General features: G+C 65.9%; 20 protein-coding genes and 1 pseudogene. 9 read left to right on the top strand and 12 right to left on the bottom strand.

The features are described 5' to 3' along the window. Positions 1-30 precede the first annotated feature (30 nt). Both Ssi02_RS32400 and Ssi02_RS32395 read right to left on the bottom strand, forming a co-directional pair. Positions 31-882, bottom strand: a complete 852-nt coding sequence (locus tag Ssi02_RS32400; protein ID WP_239130190.1) for an ABC transporter permease — start codon at positions 880-882, stop codon at positions 31-33. Further along, positions 879-1,811: an ABC transporter ATP-binding protein gene (locus Ssi02_RS32395; protein WP_204031389.1), complete on the bottom strand. Its 933-nt coding sequence runs from the start codon at positions 1,809-1,811 to the stop codon at positions 879-881. The genes Ssi02_RS32400 and Ssi02_RS32395 overlap by 4 nt, the downstream gene beginning before the upstream one ends. 115 nt (positions 1,812-1,926) lie before the next feature. Here Ssi02_RS32395 and Ssi02_RS32390 point away from each other — a divergent pair, with 115 nt between their 5' ends. Next, positions 1,927-2,655, top strand: a complete 729-nt coding sequence (locus Ssi02_RS32390; RefSeq protein WP_204031388.1) for a MerR family transcriptional regulator — start codon at positions 1,927-1,929, stop codon at positions 2,653-2,655. 20 nt (positions 2,656-2,675) lie between these two features. On the opposite strand, the gene Ssi02_RS32385 is transcribed toward Ssi02_RS32390, so the two are convergent. The 5 genes and pseudogenes from Ssi02_RS32385 to Ssi02_RS32370 all read right to left on the bottom strand — a co-directional run bounded on the left by Ssi02_RS32385 (position 2,676) and on the right by Ssi02_RS32370 (position 8,271). Next, positions 2,676-3,119 (bottom strand): nitroreductase/quinone reductase family protein, encoded by a 444-nt coding sequence (locus Ssi02_RS32385; protein WP_204031387.1) that lies wholly within the window; start codon positions 3,117-3,119, stop codon positions 2,676-2,678. Positions 3,120-5,414: 2,295 nt separating this feature from the next. Next, positions 5,415-5,963, bottom strand: coding sequence for a hypothetical protein (locus tag Ssi02_RS39055; RefSeq protein WP_239130189.1), 549 nt, complete (start codon positions 5,961-5,963; stop codon positions 5,415-5,417). 190 nt (positions 5,964-6,153) lie between these two features. Continuing rightward, positions 6,154-6,771, bottom strand: a pseudogene (locus Ssi02_RS40000) (ISL3 family transposase); the annotation flags it as partial. 220 nt (positions 6,772-6,991) lie between these two features. After that, on the bottom strand, positions 6,992-7,414 hold the full coding sequence (locus tag Ssi02_RS32375; protein ID WP_204031385.1) for a hypothetical protein: 423 nt from the start codon (positions 7,412-7,414) through the stop codon (positions 6,992-6,994). After that, a complete protein-coding gene (locus Ssi02_RS32370) occupies positions 7,411-8,271 on the bottom strand; it encodes an IS5 family transposase (protein ID WP_239130208.1) in 861 nt (286 codons plus the stop codon). Before Ssi02_RS32370 ends, Ssi02_RS32375 begins: the two co-directional genes overlap by 4 nt. A 104-nt stretch (positions 8,272-8,375) precedes the next feature. Here Ssi02_RS32370 and Ssi02_RS32365 point away from each other — a divergent pair, with 104 nt between their 5' ends. Continuing rightward, on the top strand, positions 8,376-9,944 hold the full coding sequence (locus Ssi02_RS32365) for a hypothetical protein (protein WP_204031383.1): 1,569 nt from the start codon (positions 8,376-8,378) through the stop codon (positions 9,942-9,944). A 492-nt stretch (positions 9,945-10,436) separates the two neighbouring features. On the opposite strand, the gene istB is transcribed toward Ssi02_RS32365, so the two are convergent. The 4 genes from istB to Ssi02_RS39995 form a co-directional block, all read right to left on the bottom strand. Then, positions 10,437-11,249, bottom strand: a complete 813-nt coding sequence (gene istB / locus Ssi02_RS32360) for an IS21-like element helper ATPase IstB (RefSeq protein ID WP_275410773.1) — start codon at positions 11,247-11,249, stop codon at positions 10,437-10,439. Then, positions 11,246-12,508: an IS21 family transposase gene (gene istA, locus Ssi02_RS32355; RefSeq protein ID WP_204031382.1), complete on the bottom strand. Its 1,263-nt coding sequence runs from the start codon at positions 12,506-12,508 to the stop codon at positions 11,246-11,248. The genes istB and istA overlap by 4 nt, the downstream gene beginning before the upstream one ends. Positions 12,509-12,552: 44 nt before the next feature. Beyond that, positions 12,553-13,824 carry a helix-turn-helix domain-containing protein gene (locus Ssi02_RS32350; RefSeq protein ID WP_204031381.1) on the bottom strand — a complete coding sequence of 424 codons (1,272 nt, stop codon included), beginning with the start codon at positions 13,822-13,824 and terminating at the stop codon, positions 12,553-12,555. A gap of 107 nt (positions 13,825-13,931) precedes the next feature. Continuing rightward, positions 13,932-14,276, bottom strand: a complete 345-nt coding sequence (locus Ssi02_RS39995; protein WP_204031380.1) for an ATP-binding protein — start codon at positions 14,274-14,276, stop codon at positions 13,932-13,934. Between the two features lie 565 nt (positions 14,277-14,841). Between Ssi02_RS39995 and Ssi02_RS32340 the strand changes: the two genes are divergently transcribed. The 7 genes from Ssi02_RS32340 (at position 14,842) to Ssi02_RS32310 (ending at position 23,988) form a co-directional block, all read left to right on the top strand. Beyond that, a complete protein-coding gene (locus Ssi02_RS32340; RefSeq protein ID WP_204031379.1) occupies positions 14,842-16,248 on the top strand; it encodes an NsdA family TPR-like regulatory protein in 1,407 nt (468 codons plus the stop codon). Between the two features lie 128 nt (positions 16,249-16,376). Continuing rightward, on the top strand, positions 16,377-17,663 hold the full coding sequence (gene fxlM, locus Ssi02_RS32335) for a methyltransferase, FxLD system (RefSeq protein WP_204031378.1): 1,287 nt from the start codon (positions 16,377-16,379) through the stop codon (positions 17,661-17,663). 16 nt (positions 17,664-17,679) lie between these two features. After that, entirely contained in the window at positions 17,680-17,832 is a 153-nt protein-coding gene (locus Ssi02_RS32330; RefSeq protein ID WP_204031377.1) for a hypothetical protein, read from the top strand. Positions 17,833-17,864: 32 nt separating this feature from the next. Further along, positions 17,865-21,023 (top strand): lantibiotic dehydratase, encoded by a 3,159-nt coding sequence (locus Ssi02_RS32325; RefSeq protein ID WP_204031376.1) that lies wholly within the window; start codon positions 17,865-17,867, stop codon positions 21,021-21,023. After that, positions 20,999-22,195 carry a lanthionine synthetase C family protein gene (locus Ssi02_RS32320; RefSeq protein ID WP_373870229.1) on the top strand — a complete coding sequence of 399 codons (1,197 nt, stop codon included), beginning with the start codon at positions 20,999-21,001 and terminating at the stop codon, positions 22,193-22,195. Before Ssi02_RS32325 ends, Ssi02_RS32320 begins: the two co-directional genes overlap by 25 nt. Positions 22,196-22,214: 19 nt before the next feature. Further along, complete coding sequence (locus Ssi02_RS32315; RefSeq protein WP_204031374.1) at positions 22,215-23,051, top strand: thiopeptide-type bacteriocin biosynthesis protein; 837 nt, start codon at positions 22,215-22,217, stop codon at positions 23,049-23,051. 283 nt (positions 23,052-23,334) lie between these two features. After that, a complete protein-coding gene (locus Ssi02_RS32310) occupies positions 23,335-23,988 on the top strand; it encodes a hypothetical protein (RefSeq protein WP_204031373.1) in 654 nt (217 codons plus the stop codon). A gap of 43 nt (positions 23,989-24,031) precedes the next feature. Here the strand turns inward: Ssi02_RS32310 and Ssi02_RS32305 are convergent, their stop codons facing one another. Then, positions 24,032-24,457, bottom strand: a complete 426-nt coding sequence (locus Ssi02_RS32305; RefSeq protein WP_204031372.1) for a hypothetical protein — start codon at positions 24,455-24,457, stop codon at positions 24,032-24,034. Positions 24,458-24,549: the final 92 nt, after the last annotated feature.

The raw sequence follows: 24,549 nt of genomic DNA, 5'->3' as shown, positions 1-24,549 counted from the left end.
GGCGGCTCCACCCCCGCGCGCATTTTGGCGTCAGCCCATGCTGCTCATGGCCCGCTGCCTGCGCGCCTCCAGGTTCGAGCCCGACTCGCGGCGGGCCATACGGCGGAGCACCATCGGCGCCAGCGTGAACCCGATGACCACCCACACGCCGAGTACGCCGATCATCTCGACGGTCCGCCACGACTCGCCGATCTCGGCGACGACCACCGCCTCGGGCAGCAGCGCCGAGCGCATCCCGAGCCCGAGCCAGTAGAGCGGGAACACCTGCGCGATCCACTGGAGCCACTCGGGCAGCGCGGCGATCGGGTAGAACACGCCCGAGATCGCAGAGAGGCCCATGACGAGGAAACTGACCAGGCTGAGGCCCTGCGGGCCGCTGAACACCGCGCCGAGGACCGCCCCGACGGGCAGCGTAGCCACCAGGCCGAGCGCCAGCACCCAGGCCAGCCGCAGCCAGGCGACCGCACTGCCGAGTTGCAGGCCCTCGAAGATGAACGCCGAAGGGATCAGCACGATCAGCAGCATCAGCACACTGAGCGCCGCCCGGCTCAGCACCCGGCCGGTGAGGTAGCCGAGCATGCCGTTCGGGGTGGCCTTGGCCCGCAGCAGGGTGCCGTCGCCGCGGTCCATGGTGAGGACCGCGGCCAGGCCGAGCAGGGCGCTGAAGACGACGTTCATCGCGAGGATGCCGGGGACCGCCTGCGAGCCCAGGGAGAAGTCGGTGCCCGGGACCGCGGTGTCGCTCAGCACGTACATCACGACGAGGGCGATCAGCGGCATCCACAACCAGCCGAGGATCTCTCCGGGACTGGTCGCGGTCTGCCGGAACTCGATCCGGCCGCGCTGCACACCGGCCCGGATCGCGACGATGCGGGGGTTCACGCCGGCACCTCCGACAACTCCGCGGGCACCTCGGTGCGCCGGCCGGACTCGAACTCGCGCACCAGCGTCATGTAGACCTCCGACAGGCTCGCCCGGCGCACCTCCAGGTCACCGATGGCTGTGCCGTACTTCTCGAACAGCTCGCGCACGAAGGTGGTCGCGTCGGCGACCTCATGCTCGTGGAACTCGCCGTCGCGGCTGAAGCGCACGGTCGCCGTGCCCGCGACCTGCGCGGCGAGCTCGGCGGCGGTGCCGCGGGCCATGATGCGGCCGGCCACCAGGATCAGGATGCGGTCGGCGAGCCGCTCCGCCTCGTCCAGGTCGTGCGTGGTGAGCAGGATCGAGGTGTCCTCAAGCTCCGACAGCCTGCGCACCAGGTCGTGGAACTCCTGCCGCGCCTCCGGGTCGAACCCCACCGTCGGCTCGTCGAGGAACAGCAGGGCCGGACGCCCGACGATGCCGACCGCCACGTCGAGCCGGCGCCGCTGCCCGCCGGAGAGGCGGCCGACGGGGGTGGCGGCTTGCTTGGCCAGGCCGACGAGGTCGATGAGCTCGTCGGCGGCGTAGGGGGTGGTGTAGGGGGTGTAGAAGCGGCCGAGGTGGTCGAGAAGCTCGCGGACCCGCCACCTGCCGTGGTCGCGCCACGACTGGAGCACGATGCCGAGCCGGGCCCGCCACGCCTCGTCGCCCCGGTCGGGATCGACGCCGAGCACGCTCACCTGGCCGGCGGATCGCCGGCGAAAACCCTCAAGTATCTCGATGGTCGTTGATTTGCCCGCCCCGTTGGGGCCGAGCAGGGCCAGGACCTCGCCTCGGCGCAGCTCCATGTCCACGCCGCGCAGCACGTCGGTCGTGCCGTAACGCATGCGAAGGTCTCTCGTGTGGATTGTCAGGGATGGATCGTGGTTCTGGCTGTCGCCTGTCTCCATGCCTTCAAGTGTTCCATTGAAGTGTAACGTTGAGACTTCACGCTTCAGGCGGTGCCATATGATGGCCTGGCCGGTCGCGAACCCTTAAATCGCGGACCGGGGAGGGGGCTTTCCGATGGTGCGGCGGGAGAGAAGCGGGCTGCGGCCCATCGACCTGGCGCGCGCGGCGGGCATCTCCACTCAGCAGATCCGCAACTATCTCGACGCGGGCATCCTCCCGCCCGCGCCTCGCACCCCCTCCGGCTATCGCAAGCTGGACGTCAGGCATCGCCGGGCGCTGCTGACCTACCGCTCCCTCAGCAGGGGATTCGGATGGGACACCGCCCGTTCCATCATGCAGGCCGTCCACGACGGCGACGTGCCCGCGGCGCTCACCCTGATCGACGCCGGCCACGCCGCACTCCACGACGAGCGGCGCTCCCTGTGGGACGCCGGCGAGGCCCTGGAGGCGGTCGCCGGTGAGACCCCCGACGACTCGGCGCTGCCCAAGTCGGGCATGCGCATCGGCGACGTGGCCCGCTACCTCGGCGTGCGCACCTCCGCCCTCCGGGTGTGGGAGTCGTCCGGCCTGCTCTTGCCCTCCCGCGACCCCCACACCGCCTACCGCCGCTTCACCTCGGCCGACGTGCGCGACGCCCGCATGATCAACATCCTCCGCAAGGGCCGCTACCCCCTGCCCCAGATCCGCCCCATCCTCGACGGCCTGCGCCGCACCGGCAGCAGCGACGCCCTCCGCGAGGCCATCGCCCGCCGCCAGACCGAGCTGACCCAGCGCGCCCGCGCCATGCTGGAGGGGGCCGGCCGCCTGCACAACTACCTCGACGGCGGGCACGACGAGGACTAGCACACCTTGGCGGGCGGCGGTCAGAGGCGTTCGAGAACAACGATGGGGATCTCGCGGCGAGCGCGTGCCTCATAGGTGAGATAGATCGGAGCCAGCCGCTTCATCATCCGCCACAGCCGCTCCCACTCACAGCCCTCGGCGGTGCGGGCCCGCGCCAGGAAACGCTCCCCGACAATCTGCACCCGCACCTCCGGGTTGGCCACCACGTTCCGGTACCACCCGGGATGGGTGTGCGTGATGGCCGAGCCCGAGGCGACAAGGACGTAGCGCCCGTCGTCCTCGCCGAAGAACAGCCCTGTGCGCAGCCACCGGCCGGACTTCCTGCACTTGGCGGTCAGGACGAGGTTGGTCATACCGCCTTCCATGTAGCCGTCGCGGCCGTCGGTGGCGATGTATCTGCGCACGTGCTCGGCGACCGAGGGGGCGGGGCTGTCGGCCACGTCCCGATAGTCCGGAGATGTCATGACGCCACCCCGCCGGTTCTGGGGATGAAGGCATCGCGGCCCGCATATCTGCTCATCGTCTACGGCTTTCTGATCGATACGTGGTGGTCCGGGTGCGGTGGATCCCCGGCTCGGTACGGCCCCGCCCGGGGATCCACCGCGAGCCCATGCCCTTGAGCCTCGACGGGCACCGGCTCGCGGTGGTCACCCGGCCGGGCCGGCCTATTTCGCCCTAGTACGCAACCCGACGATCACACCTTGGCCTCAGCCGGTTTCGAAGATCTTTCGGTCCACTTGCGGTCCCCTGTGCCCTGCCGACTGCGGGGCACACGACCCGCGGTGCCTGCTTCCCCGGCTGTCCGGGCGCATGGCAGACCATTAAGCATGTCCCCGGGCTCATAACCCAGAGTTCGCAGGTTCAAATCCTGCCCCCGGCTACCAAGTAAGCGCAGGTCAAGGGCCTGGTTTCCGGAGACGGAGACCAGGCCCTTGATCATTTGTCCGTGGTTTGTCCGCGGGACACGCCGTCACCCGAGAAGAGATCCCGACACGGCGGGGGAGCAGCCAGGCCGGCTTCCAAGATCGCCTTCCAGCACGATGAACACCCCGGGCACGTCGAGGCGCTCCCTAGGGGCCCTCGCTCACCCCATGTGACGCGCCGTTTGGCGATCTTCACGTTCCAGTGGCCTACCCTGTAGGCGAGGCCTTGGGTGTGAGCTGCCCGGATTGGGCTACTTGAGAACTGAAGACTGCCATCCCGGTGACCGGGTCACAGGTTCGGAACCTCAAGCTCTCACGATTTCCCCGGGAGGTTCCGAAGCTCAGACAAACCGTTTCGGTGACAAATCGCCCATCGCCGATGTGGCACGACGACTACTGTCAGCTGTTTGCCCACGTGGTGAACCGTTGCACTCGTCCCGAGAGGACGAGCTCCATTGCGGCCGCTGCGGCGCCCCCCGCCAAGGCCACGACCGCAAGGTTGCACTCGTCCCGAGAGGACGAGCTCCATTGCGGCACGACGGCGGTCGAAGACCTGATGGGCGGCCAGTCGTTGCACTCGTCTCGAGAGGACGAGCTCCATTGCGGCTCGGCACCAGCGCGGTCAGCATCTGCGACCCGTGGTTGCACTCGTCCCGAGAGGACGAGCTCCATTGCGGCGCGCTGATGCGCCGCGACCCTCTGACTGAACCGGTGTTGCACTCGTCCCGAGAGGACGAGCTCCATTGCGGCGTCCCGGTGTCGGCGTCGCCGTCCGCGATCTCGTAGACGTTGCACTCGTCCCGAGAGGACGAGCTCCATTGCGGCACGGCGGAGGCGGGGCGGTTGCGGGCCATCCTGGAGGTTGCACTCGTCTCGGGAGGACGAGCTTCATTGCGGCATCGCCTACCTGGATGAGGAGATTAAGGCGCAGCTGTTGCACTCGTCCCAAGAGGACGAGCTCCAATGCGGCGCCATTCGCGGGCGTTGCGTCCGCAACATGGCGAGTTGCATTCGTCCCGAGAGGACGAGCTCCATTGCGGCCTCAAGGCCGCCCAGAAACTGCCGACCCCCGACACCGGTTGCACTCGTCCCGAGAGGACGAGCTCCATTGCGGCAACTGGGACGCGGTCGTCAGAATGGTCGCTCACCCGAGTTGCACTCGTCCCGAGGGGACGAGCTCCATTGCGGCATCTTCGAGTCGTACGAGGACGGCTGGCTCATCGCCGGTTGCACTCGTCCCAAGACGACGAGCTCCATTGCGGCTGCACCAGCATGCCGACACCCCACGAGCATTGGGTGGTTGCACTCGTCCCAAGAGGACGAGCTCCATTGCGGCACCGCGGACAAGCTCACCTACAAGATCCGCCACAGTTGCATTCGTCCCGAGAGGGCGAGCTCCATTGCGGCCCAGCAGCGGGTGGCCCCGTCACCACGGTGAGCCCCATGTTGCATTCGTCCCGAGAGGACAAGCTCCATTGCGGCCAGGCGGCGGCGCGCGGTGGTGAGCGCGGGCCACTGGTTGCACTCGTCCCGAGAGGATGAGCTCCATTGCGGCTCGCTCATGGTGCGTACGGCACCCCCCACTGTGCCGAGCTGCACTCGTCCCGAGGGGACGAGCTCCATTGCGGCTTCGCGTGGGAGCGCGCCGGCAGATTCCTGGCCATGTTGCTCTCGTCCCGAGAGGGCGAGCTCCATGGCGGCGACTCGGAGGGGTGGGGAAGCGATGAGACCACCCAGCGTTGCACTCGTCTCGGGAGGACGAGCTCCATTGCAGCTTCTCATGTGGACGACGCGCCAACCGTGGCTCAGGCAGATGTTCCGTGAGCGCCGATTCAGTCAGCGAGGAGGACGCGCTTGCGGAGGAGGTCGAGGTTCGCTCGCCCGTACGGTCATCCAGGCCTCGAGGTGCCGACCGCGGCGGTGCGTCATCATCTCTGCGAAGTGCTGTACATGGTCTTGCAGGGCGGCCAGCTGCGGGCTGGCGGCGCACAGCGTGTCGAGACCGCGCTGCTCGTCGGGTTTGAGGTTGACGGAGTTGCACAGGAACCAGCCGGCGGCCTGACGGGCCGTCGGGGGCCGCCGCGGTGACGGCTCGGCGGAAAGGCCAGCCCGCCACGGCCGGACGTACTGGCGGACGACCGTGCTCGCACCGGTGCAACCGCGGCCGCGCAGTTCGCGATGGAGCTGTGCGGCGTTGGCACAGCCTTCGCGATGGCGCAGGTAGGAGTCGAAGACCTCCAAGCTTTTGGCCTGCCGGCCGGTACCGGTATGGACGAGGAGCTCTTCGGGCGTGGCGGCTCGGGCGAACCTGCGGACGGTGTTGCGGCCGAGATTCAGTCGGCGGGCTGTCTGCTTGAGGCGTGGCCGCGGGGGCGAGCCGGTCATGGATGGCGACATGCCTTTTCCGGGTGCGGACCGCGGTCCGATCCTGCCTGGTCTGCGGCGCGTGAGCCGGCTGGGGAGCAGGCGGGCGCGCTGCAGGCGGTGCGGCCCGGGCCGCAGATGCGGAGCTGATGGCCCGCAGGTGCAGGCGGTGTGCGGTGACGGTGCGCTCGACGGCTTGACCGAGGTTCCCCCAGATATGCCGGCGGTCGGCTACCTGGACTGCGTCGGGGGCTCCGCGGCCGGTGCCGTCGGCGTAGGCGTCGGCACGGTCGCGGCAGACGATCTCGACATTGGGGTGTGTCCGCAGCCAGGTGGCCAGGGTGTCGGCGGTTCGGTCGGCCAGGACGTCGATCGGTCGTCCCGTGGGTATGTCGATCAGGACGGTTCCGTAGACCCTGCCCTTGCGCAGAGCGAAGTCGTCGACGCCCAGCACCGCCGGGCCGGCTGCGGGGGCGGGCTCGGGCTCGGGCAGGGCGCGGATCAGCCTGATCAGCGCCATCCGGCTGACCGCCAGGGCCAGGCGCGCGACCAGGCGGGCACCGGCGCGGCCCCCGAGGGCCAGGGCGACCGCGCGCAGTGCCTGACCTGCCGCGACGCTGCGGCGGCCGTAGCGGACCGCTAGATTCGGCACCCGCTCGGCGAAGGTGCGCCTTGCGCAGGCGTCGTTGTGGCAGATGAACCGGTGAACCCGCAGGTGGATCAGCGTCTCCTGGCCTCCGGCCGCGGTGTCGAGCAGGCGCCGCTCATAGTGGCTGTGCCTGCGCTGTGACGGTGTCGCGCAGTTCGGGCAGTGCGCTCGGCCCGTCATGGTCCTGGCTCTGATCCGCACCGAGGCGCCGGTTTGGGAGACCTGGTCGACGTGCACCTGGGCCAGATGGGGCGGCAAGAGGGGGAGCAGCTCCTTGATCGACACACAGGCGATGCTGGCGATCAATAAGTCGGCTACCGGCCAGAACTTTAGAACCGTGACGTATCCGACCGACGGCTCACGGAACATATGCCTGAGCCAGTTCTCAGTGGGTGTTCTGCTAGTTTCTGCGCCGGTTGAGCACGAAGAGCCCAGGTTCGGGTTCAATCAGAAGGTCTCGGCCGACCAGCCGCTTGAGTTTTGAGCGGATACTTTCAACCGTCTTGTGCTGCAGGTCCAGGCCAAGGGCCAGGCAGACCTCTTTCGCTCGCAGGCCCTCGCCGGCACGGGTGATGGCGGCGAGGACGTCCTGGTAGGCGGGCGGCAGGGCGGCGGCGGCCGGTTCGGGCGCGGTGTGCTGCCCGGCGATCTCGACCAGGGTCTGCCGGGTGAGCTCCAGCCTGGTCAGCAGCTGCCCGGCGCCGGCCAGGCGATCGGTGAGCCCGGCGATCTCCGAGGTCAGGCGGTCGACCTCCTCCTGTGCCTCCCGGCACCGCTCGTCCAGATGCTTCAGCAGTGCGTCGGAGGGAAGCGGGGAGCTCATGCCGCGGCGGCCGGCACACCGGGCTGCGGGTCGCGCCAGGCAGGAGTGGCGGTGCCGGTCAGGCGGCGGGTCATCAGGTCGGTCATCGACCAGTGCACCCGCGCCTCACTGCTCGCGGGCAGCCGCTCGTAGTCGCGCACGAGCCGCCTGTGCAGCATGAGGGTGCCGAAGGTCTGCTCGGCCACCCACCGCTTGGGGACGGGGACAAACCCGCGTGCGCCGTGCGGGGGCTGCACGGTGTGCACCGTGATGCCCAGGGTCCTGCCATGGTGGGCGACCGCGTTCTTGAATCCCGCGTCCACCGACGCGGTGGTGACGGAGGGATTGTCGACGGCGACTTTGTCGAGCAGGTCGACGCCGATCGCGTTGTCGTGCACGCTGGCGGCCGCCACCGTCACGGCGATCAGCAGGCCGAGCACGTCGGTGGCGATGCCGCGCTTGCGGCCCCGGCTTCTTTTAGCCGGATCGAGTCCGGTGGTTTCGGCGGGTACCCCGGCCGCGGCGCGCACGGTCTGGGTGTCCATGGCGACCGCGGTGGGGTCCTCGGCGCGGCCGACGTGTTCGCGTACCCGGCAGCGCAGCAGGTCGTGGACGGTCTGGGTGGTGCCGTCGTCTCTCCAGAGGGCGAAGTAGTAGTAGACGGCGCTGGGTGGCGGGAGGTAGCGCCACTGGCAGCCTGTGCGGGACTGGTAGAGGATGGCATTGACGATCTCGCGCATCGGGTACTGGCCGCGGTGGCCGCTGACCGAGGGGTGGCGTGCTTTCCATGCGCTGATCAGCGGTTCGATCAGTGCCCAACGTTCCTCGGTCAGGTCGCTCGGGTAGGGCCTGCGCCCGGTTTCCCCTTCACCCTGCATGTCACTCACAGCATCTGAATTGAGACTAAGAGTCAACAGGGTGGTATGAGACTCTCACCAGAGCTACAGCCCATATGGGGCATCTACTGTCAGAACACCCACTCATGCCTTCCACAGTGTTCGGCGATTTCGCTTGCACCGCTGCCGATGAACTAAGGCTCGCTCAGCAGTTCGCCATGAAGGGGCAGACGTCGACCGAAGGCACCGCCGCCATCGTCGGTGCCTCAACACGACTGGTGAAGACGCTCACGCGATACGCCGACTTGAAGGTTGACACCTCATCCAACGAAACATGGCATGGAATGCGTGTGGCCTACGAGCACCTGTCCACCCTGGAGAAGGAGCTCGATGCCTCGGGATGGCAATGTCGGCACCCGGTCGCCCGCCATATCGACGGATGCGCGGTCTCTCTCGGCATCGGGCTGGATCTCCTCAAGACACATCACACCCCCGACGGCACCGCCAACCTCACTGACTGGGCAAACGCCATCTGCCACCCAGATGTCCAACTTGCCATCGGGAAGCTGGTGCGGGACGGCGCCCAGCAGCTCGGCACCGTACTGCACCAGGTTCAACCAGCGTTGCGATCAACCTCGCTGGAGCACGTGCATCACGCGCTGCGCTCGTTGGGCGTCTCTGCTGAAGGGGTAGCGGTGCAGCACGGGCAAGCAACCCTCAAGGCAGTGCCGCTGTACGAAGCACCCACTCTCGAACCGCTCCCAGGCGTTCACCTCTCAATCTCCGATCTCTTCCGCGATATCACGGCGAAGACCGAAGCCATCCGCACGCTGGCCGCAAGTTCCACCGGCGATGCGACAGATCAACGGTGGCAACTCCATGCCATCGGCGCGGCGGGAACTTTGCATTCGGCCATGGTCGCCTGCAACCTGCTGCTGCGCCGAAGCACTGAGATCAGCCCCGACTGCACTCAACTTGCCCAACGCCTACTGGCCGGAGGCCACCGAGCTGTGCAGCGTGTCTACACCCGATGGAACGATGTCCGCGGCATCTGGGACAAATGGGCTACCACTACCCTTCGCAAGGCTCCCTCCGACCTTGAGGTGCACCTCAAGCACCTGGTGATCTGCACGCGACGGATGGTCTCGGCGGATCCAGGCTGGACCTTTGGCCAGTCCCGCGCCACGATGAGCAGAATCCCTGCTCAGTTGGCCCTCCACATGGCCGACATGCCCACCGTGCTTATGACCGTGCTGCGTACGGTCGACGCTCTCCGAGTGGTGGCCGAGTATGACCTATCCCGTGTGGAGCAGGCCGTTCGCCACGGACGCCTGCTCCGTTCCGGGGTCACGCCGCCTGTGCACGCCGCCGACCTTGACAACACCCACGTGCTGGCCGCCTATCGTGACCTGGTCGCACACAGTCACGCCGCCATTCCGCGCATCGAGAATGCGATCATCACGATTGTGACGCCCGGCAGTCGCCCTGCCTTCGGTGACGGGCTTGCCACGCTTGGTCACCGTCGTGATCCGAAGCTTGTCAAAGCCATGTATGACTTCAACGACCGCGAGACTTCGGGGTTGAGCAACAAACGGGCAAGCATTCTCGCAGTACTCAAGGAGAGTCGGCTTGCTCTCCAAGCAGGTAAGACGCCTCCTAGCGCGGAGAACCGCTCCTCGGCGAATCGCCGATGGGGTCCCGGCAGGTCACGCTGAGCGAAACTCCTTCCCGGTTCGTCAGCCAACGATCGGACAGCCGTGAAGCGGCCTCTGTTCAGAGCACACGCGATTGCTGTGTGAGCGCATCGTGAAAGTCCCGGCTCTCGGCACGATCAGGCCAACGCGTGGCCAGCTCGGCATCAAGAAGGCTGAGCTCGCTGCGGATTCGGGCTGAGTCGGTCCTTGGCAGCGGCCTCGAGAGCCTCGTGACCAAGATGGGCGGCGCGGGCCGGGTCGGGCTGCGGTGATTGAGCTACCGCCACGGCGAGTTTGGCGGTGAGGTGCCCGCGGTCGCGTGTCATGCCCTCCTGCACCCGGTGAAGCTGTTCCTCCAGTAGGCCGACGGCTCTGTCGCCGCGGCCTGCGGCGCGGTGACAGACGGCACCCTGTGTGTTCAGGGAGTCGAGGTCGTAGTCATGCAAGTAGTGTCGACGCTTCGCGAATGTGAACCCCCTATGGGTTTCTGAATGCTGACCCCCTGGTGTCCGGTCAGCCGTGGCTGGCGCGGTTCTCCTTGGCCAGCAGTTCGCGGCGTTGCCGGGTCCGGTAGGAATCACCGGTGAGGGTGAGGACCTCGGCATGGTGGACGAGGCGGTCGATCATCGCGGCGGCGACGACGTCGTCGGAGAAGGTCTCTCCCCAGCGCCCGAAGGGCAGATTCGAGGTCACCATGATCGAGCCCAGCTCATATCGGGAGGCCACGAGTTGGAAGAACAGGTTCGCGGCGTCCTGGTCGAAGGGGATGTAACCGACCTCATCGATGATGATCAGTTTGTAGCGGCGGATCTTCTTCAGCTCGGATTCCAGCCGTCCCGCCTGATGAGCGCTCGACAGGCGGGCGATCCAGTTGCTGGCGGTGTCGAACAGCACTGAGTAGCCGGCGTGCGCGGCCTTGACGCCGAGCCCGATGGCCAGGTGCGTCTTGCCGATCCCCGGCGGACCCAGCAGGATCACGTTCTCGGCTTTGGCTACGAAGGCGCCGGTCGCCAAGTGCGCAAGCACGTCACGACGCAGCGAGGGCAGATGATCGAGGTTGAAGTCCTCCAGCGTCTTGACGGCCGGGAAGTGCGCGGTGCGGATGCGCATCGTGGTGCCCTTGGACTCCCGGTCGGCGACCTGGCGCTGCAGCAAGGCGGCCAGATACTCCTCATGCGACCAGTTCTGATCGCGGGCCTGCTCGGCCAGTTCCTCCCAGAACGCGCCGATGGTGGGCATCTTCAGCACGCGGGTGAGGTAGGCGAGCATCGACGGCATGCCGTCTTTCGGGGCGGGGTCCACCTTCGTCCTGGTGGCGGTACTCACTGCTGGTTGCTCACTTTCTCGTCCGGGTTGGTGAAGTCGACGCCGAACAAGGCGTCGTAGTCCGGCAGCGCCCGCAGCTCGACGGTGTGGCCGTCGGTGTGCCGGCGCAGCGCTGCCTGACGTCGTTGCCGGTCCTCGGCCAGGGCCTGGCGCATCTGCCTGGCCGTGGCGGCGTGGGCCGGGTCGGTGACCACGTCCTGCCTGGCCCAGGACCGGTGATGCCGGGCGACCGGGTTGCCCTCGCAGGTGACGGTGACGGTGTCCGGGGAGGCGACGATGTCGACGAACCTGCCGATGACACGCGGATTGACGGAGTAGTCGACCGTGTTTAGGCGCACGTGGTAGTCGCGGCCCAGCCGGATCCGGTTGCGCAGGCCGACCGGCGGGCGAACCGGCGGCAGCGAGGTCATCGCCCGATAGTCGGTCTCCAGCAGGTCCACTGGGCGGCCGGCGGTCGACCGGACGGTGCGGGCATTGGCCTTGACCAGCCAGTCCTCCAGCTGCCGGTTGAAGTCAGCCGGCGAGGCGAACAGGCGCCCGGGAAGGAAGGACGTCTCCAGGAACCGGTTCGCCCGCTCGACCATGCCCTTGTATTCCGGGTCGCGCGGCGGAGCGAGTCTGATCTGCGTGGCCAAAGTGCCGGCGAAGGCCGCCGCGAGCGTGCTGACCTTCCCGTTCCCGCCGATGGCCGCTTCCCGATCCCAGACGAGGGTCTTGGTCACCCGGCCGATCCCGCGGATCGACCACCACATGCCCGACAGGATGTCGCCGCCTTGGCGGCTGGGAATCATCGTGGCGGTCATGAACCTGGAGAACCCCAGCGTCATCACCAGCACAGGCAGGATTCGCCGCTGGCCCGCGGCCACCGGGATCGGCGTCTCCGGGAACCACAGGTCGCACTGGGCGATCTGCCCGGGCTCGTAGGTTACCCGGTCCACCGGGTCGATTCCCGCATACTCCGGCCGGATTAGCGTCAGCCGCTTCTTCAGCGGCGACAGCGAGTACGGCCAGCCGATCCGCTCGGCGATCACCGGAGCGGGCATCGTCGGCCACTCCGTGAGCAAAGCGCGGATCTGCGGCTCGAACGGATCCACCACCGACCCCGTCGGCGCCCGACGGTACTTCGGCGGTTCATCCGATGCCAGCGCCCGCCGCACCGTGTTCCGGGAGATTCCCAGCCGCCGGACGATCGCCTTGATCGGCATCCCCTCGGCCCGGTGCAGACGGCGTACTTCTGCCCAGTCCTCCACTTTCAGCACCTTCCTAGCGTCGAGGGGGTCAACTTTCAGCGACCGCTAGGGGGTCAGTTTTCAGGAAGCTGCGACAAGTAGATCGGCGCGTCCGGCTGGGAGACCCTAGGGTGGTCCCGCAGGGTTTCAGCGGCCTGTTCCAGCAGCGTGAAGCACTCGTCGTGCTCACCCAGCATGACCAGGCCGCTAGCCTCCTGCTGCGCCGCGAGGGCCTCAAGCTTCGGCTCAAGCCCGTGGGATCTCCTGCGCGCGGCGCGTGCCAGTTGAATGACCGTGGCGTGGTCCTTGGCTGTGTATGCGATGTTGGCCTGCCTGACCAGGAGGTAGGCGAGCATCAGGGAATCGTCGGCTACGTATGCCCACTGAATTGCTCGGTTCGTCCACTCCATGGCGGCGCCCATCTGACCGAGGTCTTGGTGGAGCCAGCCGGCCATTTCGGCGTACTGACTGAGGATCTTGAGCAGGGGCCCTGTACTCCGGGTGCCCGCGCCACGTCGGAGTTCGTCAAGAACTTCGATCTGGGCGTGCACCGTTCGCAGAATCGAGTGAGGGCCGAAGGTCTTATCGGCCGTGTGGTGCTCGTTCAGCAGGCGGCGAAAGTAGTCGACGACCTGCTCGTCGACGTGGCGTGGCTGGTTCAGCGCCTTGGCCACCAAGCCCGGTTCCTCGGAGCTGCCGTGGGCCGACACCATGGATGCCAAGGCACCACCGGCGACCATGTGGACAAGGCGACGTCGTGGCAGGGTCACTTGTACATCCTTCCCCTCCGAGGTCTGCATGGTGAGCATGACCATCTCTCCAATGCGCGAATCGTCAATCGCCACGCACAGCGTGCTTGAAGAGCCGAGATCGATGAGTTCGCCGATGCCTGCCTGCAGGCTTCCAGAGGGGAGCGGGCAGCCCAAACTGCCCAGGTGATTGACGTCCGTGTCCGCGTTGTATTCGCTGCGGTGATTGGGGAGTCGGTCGTGGGGGGCGCGTCTGGCAGCTACGAGGTCATGGAACATACTCTGCACGATGTCTTCAGGAGCGCCCAAGGCGTTCAGAAAGTCCATGATCTTGTCGATCGTGCTGAGGCGGCGCCGTCCCGACTCCAGCAGGGAGATGTAGCTCTGGCTCAGGCCGGTGATCTCCGCCAGGTTGTTCTGCCTGAGGGAGCAGAGCGTGCGCAGCAGTTTGCTCACCGCACCGAAGTCACGGGCACGGAGAGCGGTGAGCACCCCCTCGTTCTGCCATACATGAGGCGCGATGAAGTCAGGTTTGCCGGCGAAGGCCGGGAATCGGGCGCATGGGCCGCAAATATTCGAGGAATTGTAGCGGCTCAAGCGGCATCGGCATCGCTGACAGTCCCGTACGTCACCCATATATCTCGCCTTTCCGTATGATTATCTACGGGTCTTACATTCATTCGTGGCTGGGCACATCCATCACTTTATGAGGCGCACTGTATGTGAGTCGGTGCTGTGGGCCGCTGTCGGAACACTGCCCATACAACACGGCTGTGTGAATCACCATAGGTGCCGTAATCGTCGGCCAGAACCCCCACCAATAGCAGCCCGCGGCCGCTTTCCGCATCGTTGTCAGGGAAGTGCGCCGCTAGGGACTGGAACACCGGAGATGATTCCCCGCCTTGGTCGATCACCGCTATGCGTACCGTGTCGCTCTCCCATGAGAGATCGACCGTAAAGGCGCCTCCCTCTTTTCCGCTGGAGGTGTGCCTGACGGCATTGGCGGCAGCTCGTGCAGGACGAGGGCGACGTCTTCGCGTATAGGGCAAGGGGTAAGAAGGTGATTGACAAACCGACGAGCGGCCCTAACCTGGCCGATACTTCCAGGGAAGACTTTGTGCCATCTCATCGAAGCGCCTTTCAGGTGTGCGCAGCGTTATCTCCGGTTAAGGTAGCTGCCCCGACCGGGCTCCAGAAAGAACACTTCGTGAGGCGTTTAGGTGTTGACAACGATCCCTGATGTTCGGCCGGTCGTTCTCTGAACGTTTTGAGGCCGACTTGATTCCATCAAGGCGTTCAAGGGCTCTGTCGGGAAAACCCGATATCATCCATTATGTCGACGGAAGGACATGGTTCCTGATGTGGGTTATCGTCAGGGCGTTGACAGCGCCGGGTCGGTTCCGGCCCCAGGTGAGCATAGTGCACTCCTGCACAGGCAGTGTGTAAGGCCCCCTTATCGACGATGAAAAGGCGAGGGCTCAAAGCAGAACCTCACCCCGGGCACTGATGACGAGGGGAGGTCCTGGTCGTTTGCTGGTCGTTTCGGCGTGGGACAGAGCTGTGACCCGCGCCGACCCTCAATGTGTGTTCCCCTAGACGCGAAGGGGGCGAGGCATGGTGAACAAGCTGACCCATCCGCACAAGCGCGACGGCCGAGCTGGCCTTGTCCGAGCGCGCATGCGACGCGGCCTCAGCCAGGAGGCCGCCGCGGAACAGATCGGTGTGTCCCCCACCACTTGGGCCCGGTGGGAACGCGGTGAACAGGGCGTTCGCCCCGTCTATCGCACCCGGATAGCGGCTGCCTGGCAGGTCGGCGCTGAAGAGGTCGAACGCTGGCTCGACACCCAGGCGTCCTGCGATGACCTGGCCCCCTGGGAAGAGGAGAACGGGTTCGACTCCGTCGCCTCCAGCGTGGAGGCGGCCGAGAGGTTGTGGAGGTGGGAAATGGACGCGCAGAGGCGTCGAATGCTCGCAGCACTGCCATTCGTCCCTGCGGCACTCGGCGAATGGCTTCTGGCCTGGCAATTCGACACGGCACCACCTCCCGCAGTGCCGACGAGCCCCTCACCGGGCTCCGGCGCAAGGACATCCGTCGGCCTGGCCGACGTTCAGCGGGTCCTGGACGCCCACCAGGCGTTCACCCAAATGGACCACCGCTTCGGCGCCGGGCTGGTGCGCCCCGCTGTCACAGAGTTCATGAGCACGACGCTCACGCCGCTCCTGCGTGGCGCTTACACCGAAGAGGTCGGGAGCAGACTCCTCAGCGCCGCGGCCCAGATGACCGAACTGGCGGGCTGGATGGCCTTCGACCTCGGCCGTCAAGGTCAGGCCCAACAGCACTACGGCCAGGCGCTCAGACTCGCCAAGGCCGCAGAGGACGACCTCATCGGTGCACGTATCCTCGCCTCGCTCGCCCACCAGGCCGCCGACCTGCACCAGAGCCGTTGGGCCGTCCGGCTGGCCTCCGCCGCCGTTGAGGCGGGCCAACGGGCGCAGGCTTCACCGCGGGTGCTCGCGATGCTGCTGATCAAGCATGCCCGAGCACTCTCCGTACGGCTGGCCGACACAGACACACAGGATCCGCACACCGCCCGACAGATCACTCGGATTCTTCACAGTGCCGACGACGCATTCGGCAAGGGACTGGATGATCGCGACCCGAAATGGATCGCGTACTTCGACGAAGCCGAACTGGCGGGGAACGCCGGCTCGTGCTGGCGGAAGATCGGTGACTTCTCGCGGGCCACGAGCCAAGCGGAAAGAGCCATGAGGAGCTTCGGCAACCCCTACTCGCGTTCGGTGCAGCTCACCCGATTGAGCGCCGCCGACAGCTACCTCGGTATGGGGGACCTTGACCAGGCGGTGGACACCGCTCGGCAGGCCATATCCGGCCTGAAAGAGCTGACCTCCACACGGGCGGGCAACCGGGCGCTCGGCTTCGCCAAACGCCTCAAAGCCGACTTCCCAGGCTCCCAGGCGAACGAGTTTGGCGACTACGTCCGCTCCGAGCTGGCTGGCTGAAGCCCCGCAACCCCACCCCCGTGCTCGCCGTGGATCACACTCCGGGCACACCCCTGGGCAGGGCCACGGCCGACGGGTGAATCACTCGGCCAAGCAAGGAGCGAGTTGTCGGCGAAGGGAAGGTCGGCATGGTTACACTCCCCCCGGTGAACACCGACACAGCCGGAAAGAGCACACACTCGGATCCGGATGCAGCCGCGCTGCGCGCTGCTCTCGTAGACCGGATCGCCGACCGGCATAGGCAGCTTGACCTGGTGCTTCCGCCAGAGGTCGAGGCCGTCATGCGCAGGGTTCCACGCCACCTCTTCACCCCCGGAGCCTCCCTTCAGCAGGCCTACAGCCTGGACTCCGTCGTCACCAAGTCGGACGAGCACGGGGTCATGCTGAGCACCGTCTCGGCCCCTCCGACGGTCGCCATGATGCTCGGCCAGCTCGGAGAGCTGTCCGGCAAGCGCGTCCTGGAGATCGGCAGCGGCGGCTACAACGCCGCGCTGCTACGTGAGCTGGTCGGTCCCGACGGATCGGTGACCTCCATTGACATCGACCAGGACGTTGTGGATCGCGCACGTGCCTGCCTGGCCAAGGCGGGATACCGCGATGTCCGGGTACTGCGCATGGACGGGGAGTCCGCCGCGCCGGAGTTCGGCCCGTGGGACCGGATCGTCGTCACGGTCGGCGCCTGGGAAGTCCCGACGGCCTGGGTAGAGCAGCTCACCGACGACGGGCGCCTTGTCGTACCCCTGCGTACATTCGGCCTGACCCGCTCCTGGGCCTTCCGACGCCGCGGCGACGCCCTGGAAAGCCTGAGCCACCTGCTGTGCGGGTTCGTCCCCATCCAGGGCATGGGTGAGCATCGCGGCCGCGGCGTTCCCCTTCATGGGGAGCAGGTCGGCCTGTGGCTGGACGAGGGTCAGCAGGTCGACGAAGCGGCCTTGAGCGGTGTCCTGGCCTCGCCTCGGGCGCAGGTGTGGTCGGGTGTCACCGTCGGCAGGCGGCAGCCTTTCCACGACCAGGATCTCTGGCTGGCCGGGAACCTCCGCGGCTTTGCCCTGCTCACCGCCAAGCAGCAGGCCGTCGAAGCCGGAGTCGTCTCACCCTCCTGGCGGCTTGGTACACCTGCCGTGGCAGACGGGGGCAGCCTGGCTTACAGGGCCAAGTTGCGATCGGTCGACCCTGAGCAGACCACCTACGAGTTCGGGGCGTACGGCCATGGACCTGACGGTGCCGGAGTCGCCGAGCGCCTCGCAGAGCAGATCCGCCGCTGGGATCAGCTGAACCGGCCGAGCCCGCATATGACCGTCCATCCCGCGAGTACTCCTGATGCCGAGCTTCCGCACGGGTACGTCCTCGCCAAACGGCACAGCAAGATCGTGATTTCCTGGCCGGATCACGATGGCATGGTCAATTCGCCCTAGAGAAGGAGTTCTTGTTGTGGATGGCATTCCCCTGCCCGCGGACTTGACCGACTTCGATCTCGATGTGACCTTCGTGGACTCGGGACTGGAGGTCACCGGCGCCGACTCAGCGGATTGCACGGCTGACGGCTGCGGCGGGACCGATGAGAGTGCCGGAGTCACCTGCTAGGCGCCCGCCCACCGGATAGCGGGAGATCAGAAATGGTCGGCACCGAACAACTCCGGTTCGACTCCGTCGATGCGGCGATCATCCGGGTCGCCGCACTCGACAGTCCGCACACGATTCCTCCATGGCCGGACCTCATCGGTAGCCGCCCGGCTCAAGTAGACGAGTGGCGGAGCTGGCTGGGCCAGGTGTGGGAGAACCACGCCATCGCAGAGGCCATCGAAACGTCCAGCTCCACGCTGGCTCGCCGAGTTGCCGAGATCTGCGATGGCCGCCCCCGTTCTCCTCAGCAGATCCGGCGGGCGGTGGAGTCGGTGCTGCGCTACCTCCTACGAGCCGCCGGCAGAGCCACTCCGTTTGGATACTTCGCCGCTGTGGGGCCAGCGCGCATCGGCAGCAGAGCGGGTCTGCATTGGCATGGGCGACATCAGGTGGTGGCTCGTCCCGACGCCGCCTGGTTGGCGGGGGCAATCACCCTTCTTGAGGGACAGGCCGAGGTGCTTCGCCACCTTTCGGTCACTACCAACAGCACCGTGTTTGCCCGCGGTGATCGGCTGGTGATTCCCCACAGGCAGCGCCCTGGAAGTCGGGGCGAGGTGAGACTAGCTGATGTGACGGTTCGCAATACGCGAGCAGTACAGAGTGCGATCCGGATTGCTCGATCACCTGTCAACGTCGGTGAGCTCGTCGACAGATTGGCTGCCGACTATTCGGCGTCCGAGGTAGCCGTCATCGAGCGGATGGTGACCGAACTTGTGGCACGCAGCTTCTTGATCACCAACCTGAACGCGGCGATGGATGTCACCGACGTGCTGGAGCACCTCATTGATCGTCTTCGACCCACGACGGTTGACGCGAGCGCCCCTCACCCGATCCTGGACGAGCTGGAGATGCTCCGCAGTGAACTGGCTGGGCATAACCGCGCGACCACGCCACAAGAACGCCGTGCCATCCGCGCGTCCGTGGCGAAGCGGATGTCAGCAATATGCAGTGGCGCCGAGCCGTCTCTGGCGGTGGATTTGCGGTTCGATGGCGTCGTGACCCTGCCGTGGTCCGTGGCACGAGAGGCCGAGGCAGCAGCAGAGGCATTGGTACGGCTGACGCCGCACCCGCACGGCACCACCGCTTGGCGGGACTACCATGCACGCTTCCTGGAGAGGTACGGCATCGGCGCTGTCGTCCCAGTCCAGCAGATCACCAACTTCGAGGTCGGCCTCGGATACCCCGCCGGATATCGTGGCGCGGCCATAAAACCGCCCGCTTCTCTGCAGTCTAGAGAACGCATGCTCTTACGCATGGCGCAGCGAGCCGCCCTGCGCCGCCAACGCGAAATCCATCTCGACGAGCGCGACGTATCGGAGATGGCCGCCGTTGCCGGCCAACAGCCGTCCCTCCACGTCGTCCCACACACCGAACTACGGTTCAGCGTGCAGGCACCGACGGTGGATGCACTTGACCGCGGCGACTTTTCCCTGGTCATCCTCAGCGCCGGACGCCAAGCAGGAGTAAGCGCGGGCCGATTCCTCTACCTTCTGCCGGACGACGACCGTCGCCGCATGATGGCGGCCTTGGCAGGTATCCCCACGGCCGCCGTGGACGCCAAGCTCGCACAAGTGTCGTGTCCACCATTGGCGCTGAGGGCGCAGAACCTCACCCGTACACCTGCGATGCTTCCGCAGATCTCCATCGGTGAGCATCGGCCGCCTTCCAACGAGGTCATCCCCCTTGAAGACCTGGCGGTAAGCGGAGACGCCCACGGTCTTTTCCTTGTGTCCCTATCGGAGGGACACAAGGTGGAGGCCGTGATGGTGAACGCGATGGAGTTGCGTCAGGCGACGCACCCGCTTGCCCGCTTCCTGTGTGAGATCTCCACCAGCCAAGCGGCCGCGGTCGTACCGTTCTCATGGGGAGCAGCGGCAGATCTGCCCTATCTACCCCGCATCCGCTTTCGCCGCGCCGTGCTATGCCCCGCCACATGGAATCTGTCGTCTGCCGACCTGCCCCCTTCCCAAGCCGACTGGTCGGTGTGGGAGCGAGCGTGGAACGACTGGCGAGGGATCTACGACCTCCCCAATTCGGTCTTCTTTGGCGACCGTGATTTGCGGCTCCGCCTCGATCTAGGTGAACCGGCCCACTTGGCAACCTTGCGCGCTCATGTGGACAGGTACGGCGCCGCCACCCTCACCGAGGCACCGGAACTACACCAGTACGGGTGGGCCGAGGGGCGCGTCCACGAAGTCGTTCTCCCATTGGCCCGACGCCCTTCGCCATGGCCAACACAACCGAGACGCCAGGCGCCGAAGTCGGCAGGGGCGATTGCGCCGACCCTTCATTCCGGCCACATGCCAGGTAGCTCACCATGGCTCTACGCCCGATTACACGCGCCTTCGGAAGCCCATATCTCCATCCTCACCGATCACCTGCCCGACCTGGTGACCAGATGGCGAGATGGTCCGATAGATGGTTGGTGGTTTCTCCGGCACCACGGCACCGACCCCCACATCCGCCTACGGTTTCCGCTCCACGCTCCCGGACACTACGGGTCGGCCGCTCAGTTCCTGGGCGCCTGGGCAAAACAACTTCGATCCCTCGGGCTGCTCCGCACCGTCATGTTGGACACGTACTATCCCGAGGTCGGCCGTTACGGCATGGGCGCGACCATGGCCGCAGCCGAGGCCGTGTTTGCAGCCGACTCAGCCGTGGCCCTCGCGCAATTGGCCCTGTCCAAGAGCAGCGGCGCACATACCCATGCCATCACAGCGGCGAGCTTCACTGACCTGGCCTCCGGATTCACCGGCGACCTCCAAAGCGGTTGGGGCTGGCTCAAGGAGCATGTTCACCGTCGACCGGCCACCCCAATCAACCGTGACCTCTATGACCAGGCGGTACACCTGGCCAACCCAAGCGAAGAGTGGGCCGTCCTGCGCACTGTTCCAGGAGGCAACCATCTCGTTTCCGCATGGAAGCGGCGCTGCGCGGCCATCACTGACTATCGCGCCCGACTGTCAGGGCCCAGCCCCGAACCCGACGCCGTTCTGGCCTCCCTGCTGCACCTGCATCATGCCCGAATGCGAGGAATTGACTTCGACAGCGAGCGTCTATGCCTCCGACTCGCCCGTGCCGCTGCCCTCAGTTGGATGACACGCAGAGGAACGAAGGAGACAAGGGCATCGCGAGATACAGCGCAGAAGTAACTGAGATAGCAACCCGGCTCTCTTTCCCCGCATCCACTCAGGAAGGTCATCCCCAGTCGCTCAGCAGGGGTGCCGTCGGCGTCGCTCTGCTGCACGTTGAGCGCGCAGCCTCCGGAGTCGGCGACTGGGAGACAGCACATAGGTGGCTTACGGCTGCCGCCACAGCCATGCCCATCAGTACCGGCCCACAGGCCGGCCTCTTGTTCGGCGCGCCCGCCCTGGCCTTCACTCTCCACGCTGCCGCTGACCGGCCGGGACGCTATGAGCGAGCCCTTGCCTCCCTGGACACCCAACTCGATGCCATCACGCGACGCCACCTCGACCGAGCCCACGAGCGTATCGACTGCGGGCGGCAGCCGCATCCAAAGGAGTTCGACCTGTTCAGGGGGCTGACGGGATTGGGCGCACACCTGTTGCGCAGGAATCCCGGCGGCGACCTCATCCGACAGGTGCTCGCCTACCTCGTCAGACTCAGTGAGGACCTCGACGCACAAGAACTACCTGGCTGGTGGGTGGACTGTCCGCCCACCGGTGGCAGAACCACCGACCGTCTCGGCGGCCACGGCGACTTCGGCATGGCACACGGAATCAGTGCTCCTCTCACCCTGCTCTCGTTGGCGGCCAGACGCGGGATCGTCGTGGACGGACAGGTCGCGGCCATTGGGAAGATCTGCTCCTGGACCGACGCCTGGTTGCAGGAGGGCGAATCTGGGCCGTGGTGGCCTGAAACAGTAACTGTCGACGAAGTCGCGCGTGGTCGACCAGAGCAGAAGCGGCCTCGACGTCCGTCTTGGTGCTACGGCACCCCGGGCATCGCTCGAGCCCAGCAGCTCGCTGGCCTGGCCACAGCCGACCTGGCCAGGCAGCGTATGGCCGAGTCGGCACTTCTCGGTTGCCTCAACGACCCCGACCAGACCCGCCTGATCAACGACCACAGCCTGTGTCACGGCTCGGCAGGTCTGTTCCAAACTGTTTGGCGCTTTGCCCGCGATGCCGATCATGGTGATCTGACCCATTGGCCGCAGAAACTCGCCGACCGTTTTCTCGCTCGTCGAGTGCAGAACATGGAAATCGGCCTGCTCTTCGGCTCTGCCGGGCTCGGGCTCGCGCTGACCACGGCCGCAGGCCATCCCCCAGTCTCGAGCTGGGACAGCTGTCTCCTGCTCAACTAAACGGTCGCTGAGGAGGAAAATGAAGGCCTCTGATCACCAGCCGTGGCTCCAGATCGATGTCGACTTCGCGGATCCTTCGACTGCTGAGCACAACACGATCGTCTACCTCGTCCCTGCGTTGCGCTCGGCTGAGGAGTCTGGACTGATCAGTTCATGGTTCTTCATTCGCAAACGGCAGTGGCGCTTCCGCTACCTCCCGGCCACCAGCGATTCCATCAGCGGATCAATGAATCTTCTACACAGTGCTGCTGACGATCTGGTCGCCGCCGACTGCGCTACCCGGTGGTTGGATAAAGTCTATGAGCCGGAGAAGTACGCTTTCGGCGGGACTGCAGGGATGATTATTGCCCACAAATTGTTCCATGCCGACAGCCGTCATATCTTCACTTTCCTCGACCCGTATGTAGGCCACGCACAGGTCGCCGGAGCCAGGCGTCGAGAGTTGTCAATCCTGCTATGTGCCGCCCTGATGAGAGCCGCCGAGCAGGACTGGTTTGAACAGGGTGACATCTGGGCGAGCATCGCCGATGACCTGCGCCCGGTGGAGATACCTGCGCCGGCAGAAAAGTGGGAGGACTTCAAGAGCAGCGTTCGACGCCTCATCACCGTGGACACAGCTCCCTCCACGGTGCTACGCAAGAGCGGATTGTGCTTCGCCCACGACTGGCTGTCGGCCTTCGAGAGTGCGGGGCGAGCCTTGAAAGGCGTGTGCGACGACGGCTTGCTCGTCGAGCGTGGAATCCGTGCAGTCATCGCCCACAACATCATTTTTCACTGGAACCGTCTCGGGCTTCCCTATCAGGCGCAAGCGGCGATCGCCTCGGCGGCGAAGGATGTCATCTTCAATGACGCGTGATCGCTAATCCTGAAACGGCGAGGGAGTGTGTGTGGCCCGCCTTGTTGGATATTGCAGCAGTAATATCTGCGACACGCCCTGTAATATTCCGAGCTAAATATCCATCGGCCCGTCTTGGTGTCATCCTTGTTCATCGTCGCCCTCCGGCTCCGAGTTCTTCGGCGGGAGTTGCGAGGTCGGCAGTATCCAAGAAGCAAGTGGCTCACGTCAACACGATCAGGAGATGTAAGTAAACTGCTTATTATCGGCCACCGCATCGGAAACCACTACGAATGGAGCCGACGTGATCACAAGACCACCCGCCAAGCACCCCGATATCGACTACTTGTCCGGCGTTCACTGGGAGCAATCCCTCGTCATCGCCGACCTGTGCACTCCGCCCGACAACGCCCTCATGGTCGGCGTCGGCAATGCCCACGGCACCTCGCTCGCCGCCCTCCTGCACCTCAACTCCACCTGGCGCGGAATCCAACTCGAACACGAACCCGACATCACCGACACCTGGGCCGCCATTCAGGAATGCGGCGTAGGCAACCGATGTCAGGTACAGCTCGCCAACACCACAACCGACCCGCCCGTGGGCGCCTACCTCTACCTGCTCGCCGACCTGTCCCGCTCCGAGCACTGGACCCACGAGACCCTCAAGGTCTTCCTCGCCGGAATCCGAGGAGGAATTCCGCCGGGCGGCTGGCTCCTGGCGATAGACAACATGCCCCCTGAGACACCACCTGACGATCACGCCTGCGCGTGCCCGCCGAAACTCGAGGACTGCCTGGACACCTGCAACAAGTTCCGCTGGCCTCGACCGCCCGAGTGCGGCATGGAGTGGAGCCTGTCGGGTTACATGCACCTGCTCGGCACAACGGGCCTGCAGGTCCGCGTCGTAAGGGGGATGTCCCACTCCTTCACCCTGCTGGGACTCACCCGTCCCGAGTAGCTCGAACCAGGCAAGGCCGTCCGCTCGGGCGGCCTTGCCCTTTTTAACGGCCCTTCTCCAGTCGTGCCGCGCTCACGATGAAGTCCGCCACCAGGCGCCGCGCGTCGTCCGACATCTCCACCAGCGCCCGTAGCGCGTCCCGGTTGAGCGCATGCCCCGCGATGGCCGACTCCGCCGCGACCGCGTCGCCGACCTTCTCGGCCTCCTCATCGTCGCCGAAGTAGCCGACGGGCACGCGGAAGAACACCGCCAGCGCCTTGAGCGTCTTGAACTGGGGATTGTCGGAGCGGCCTGTGCGCAGTTTCCACACCGTCGTGGAGGAGATCTCCTCCCCGGTGGCGGCACTGATCTGCGCGGCGATCCCCACATTGTTGCCGGGCCGAGCGCGTTCGGCCGGCCAGCGGTGCTGGATCAGCCACTCCACCTTGTCGGCCAGCGAACGCACGGTGATGCCTCCGTCGTCAGCCATCGCCGTCAACTTCCCGCAACGAAGACCAAGATTCATCACTCATAGTCAACAGTCCATAACTCTTCGTGTTTATCCTGGCGCAACACTATCAA

This window comes from Sinosporangium siamense, from assembly GCF_016863435.1.
Lineage (GTDB): Bacteria > Actinomycetota > Actinomycetes > Streptosporangiales > Streptosporangiaceae > Sinosporangium > Sinosporangium siamense.
This window is presented reverse-complemented; position numbering and strand designations above follow the sequence as displayed.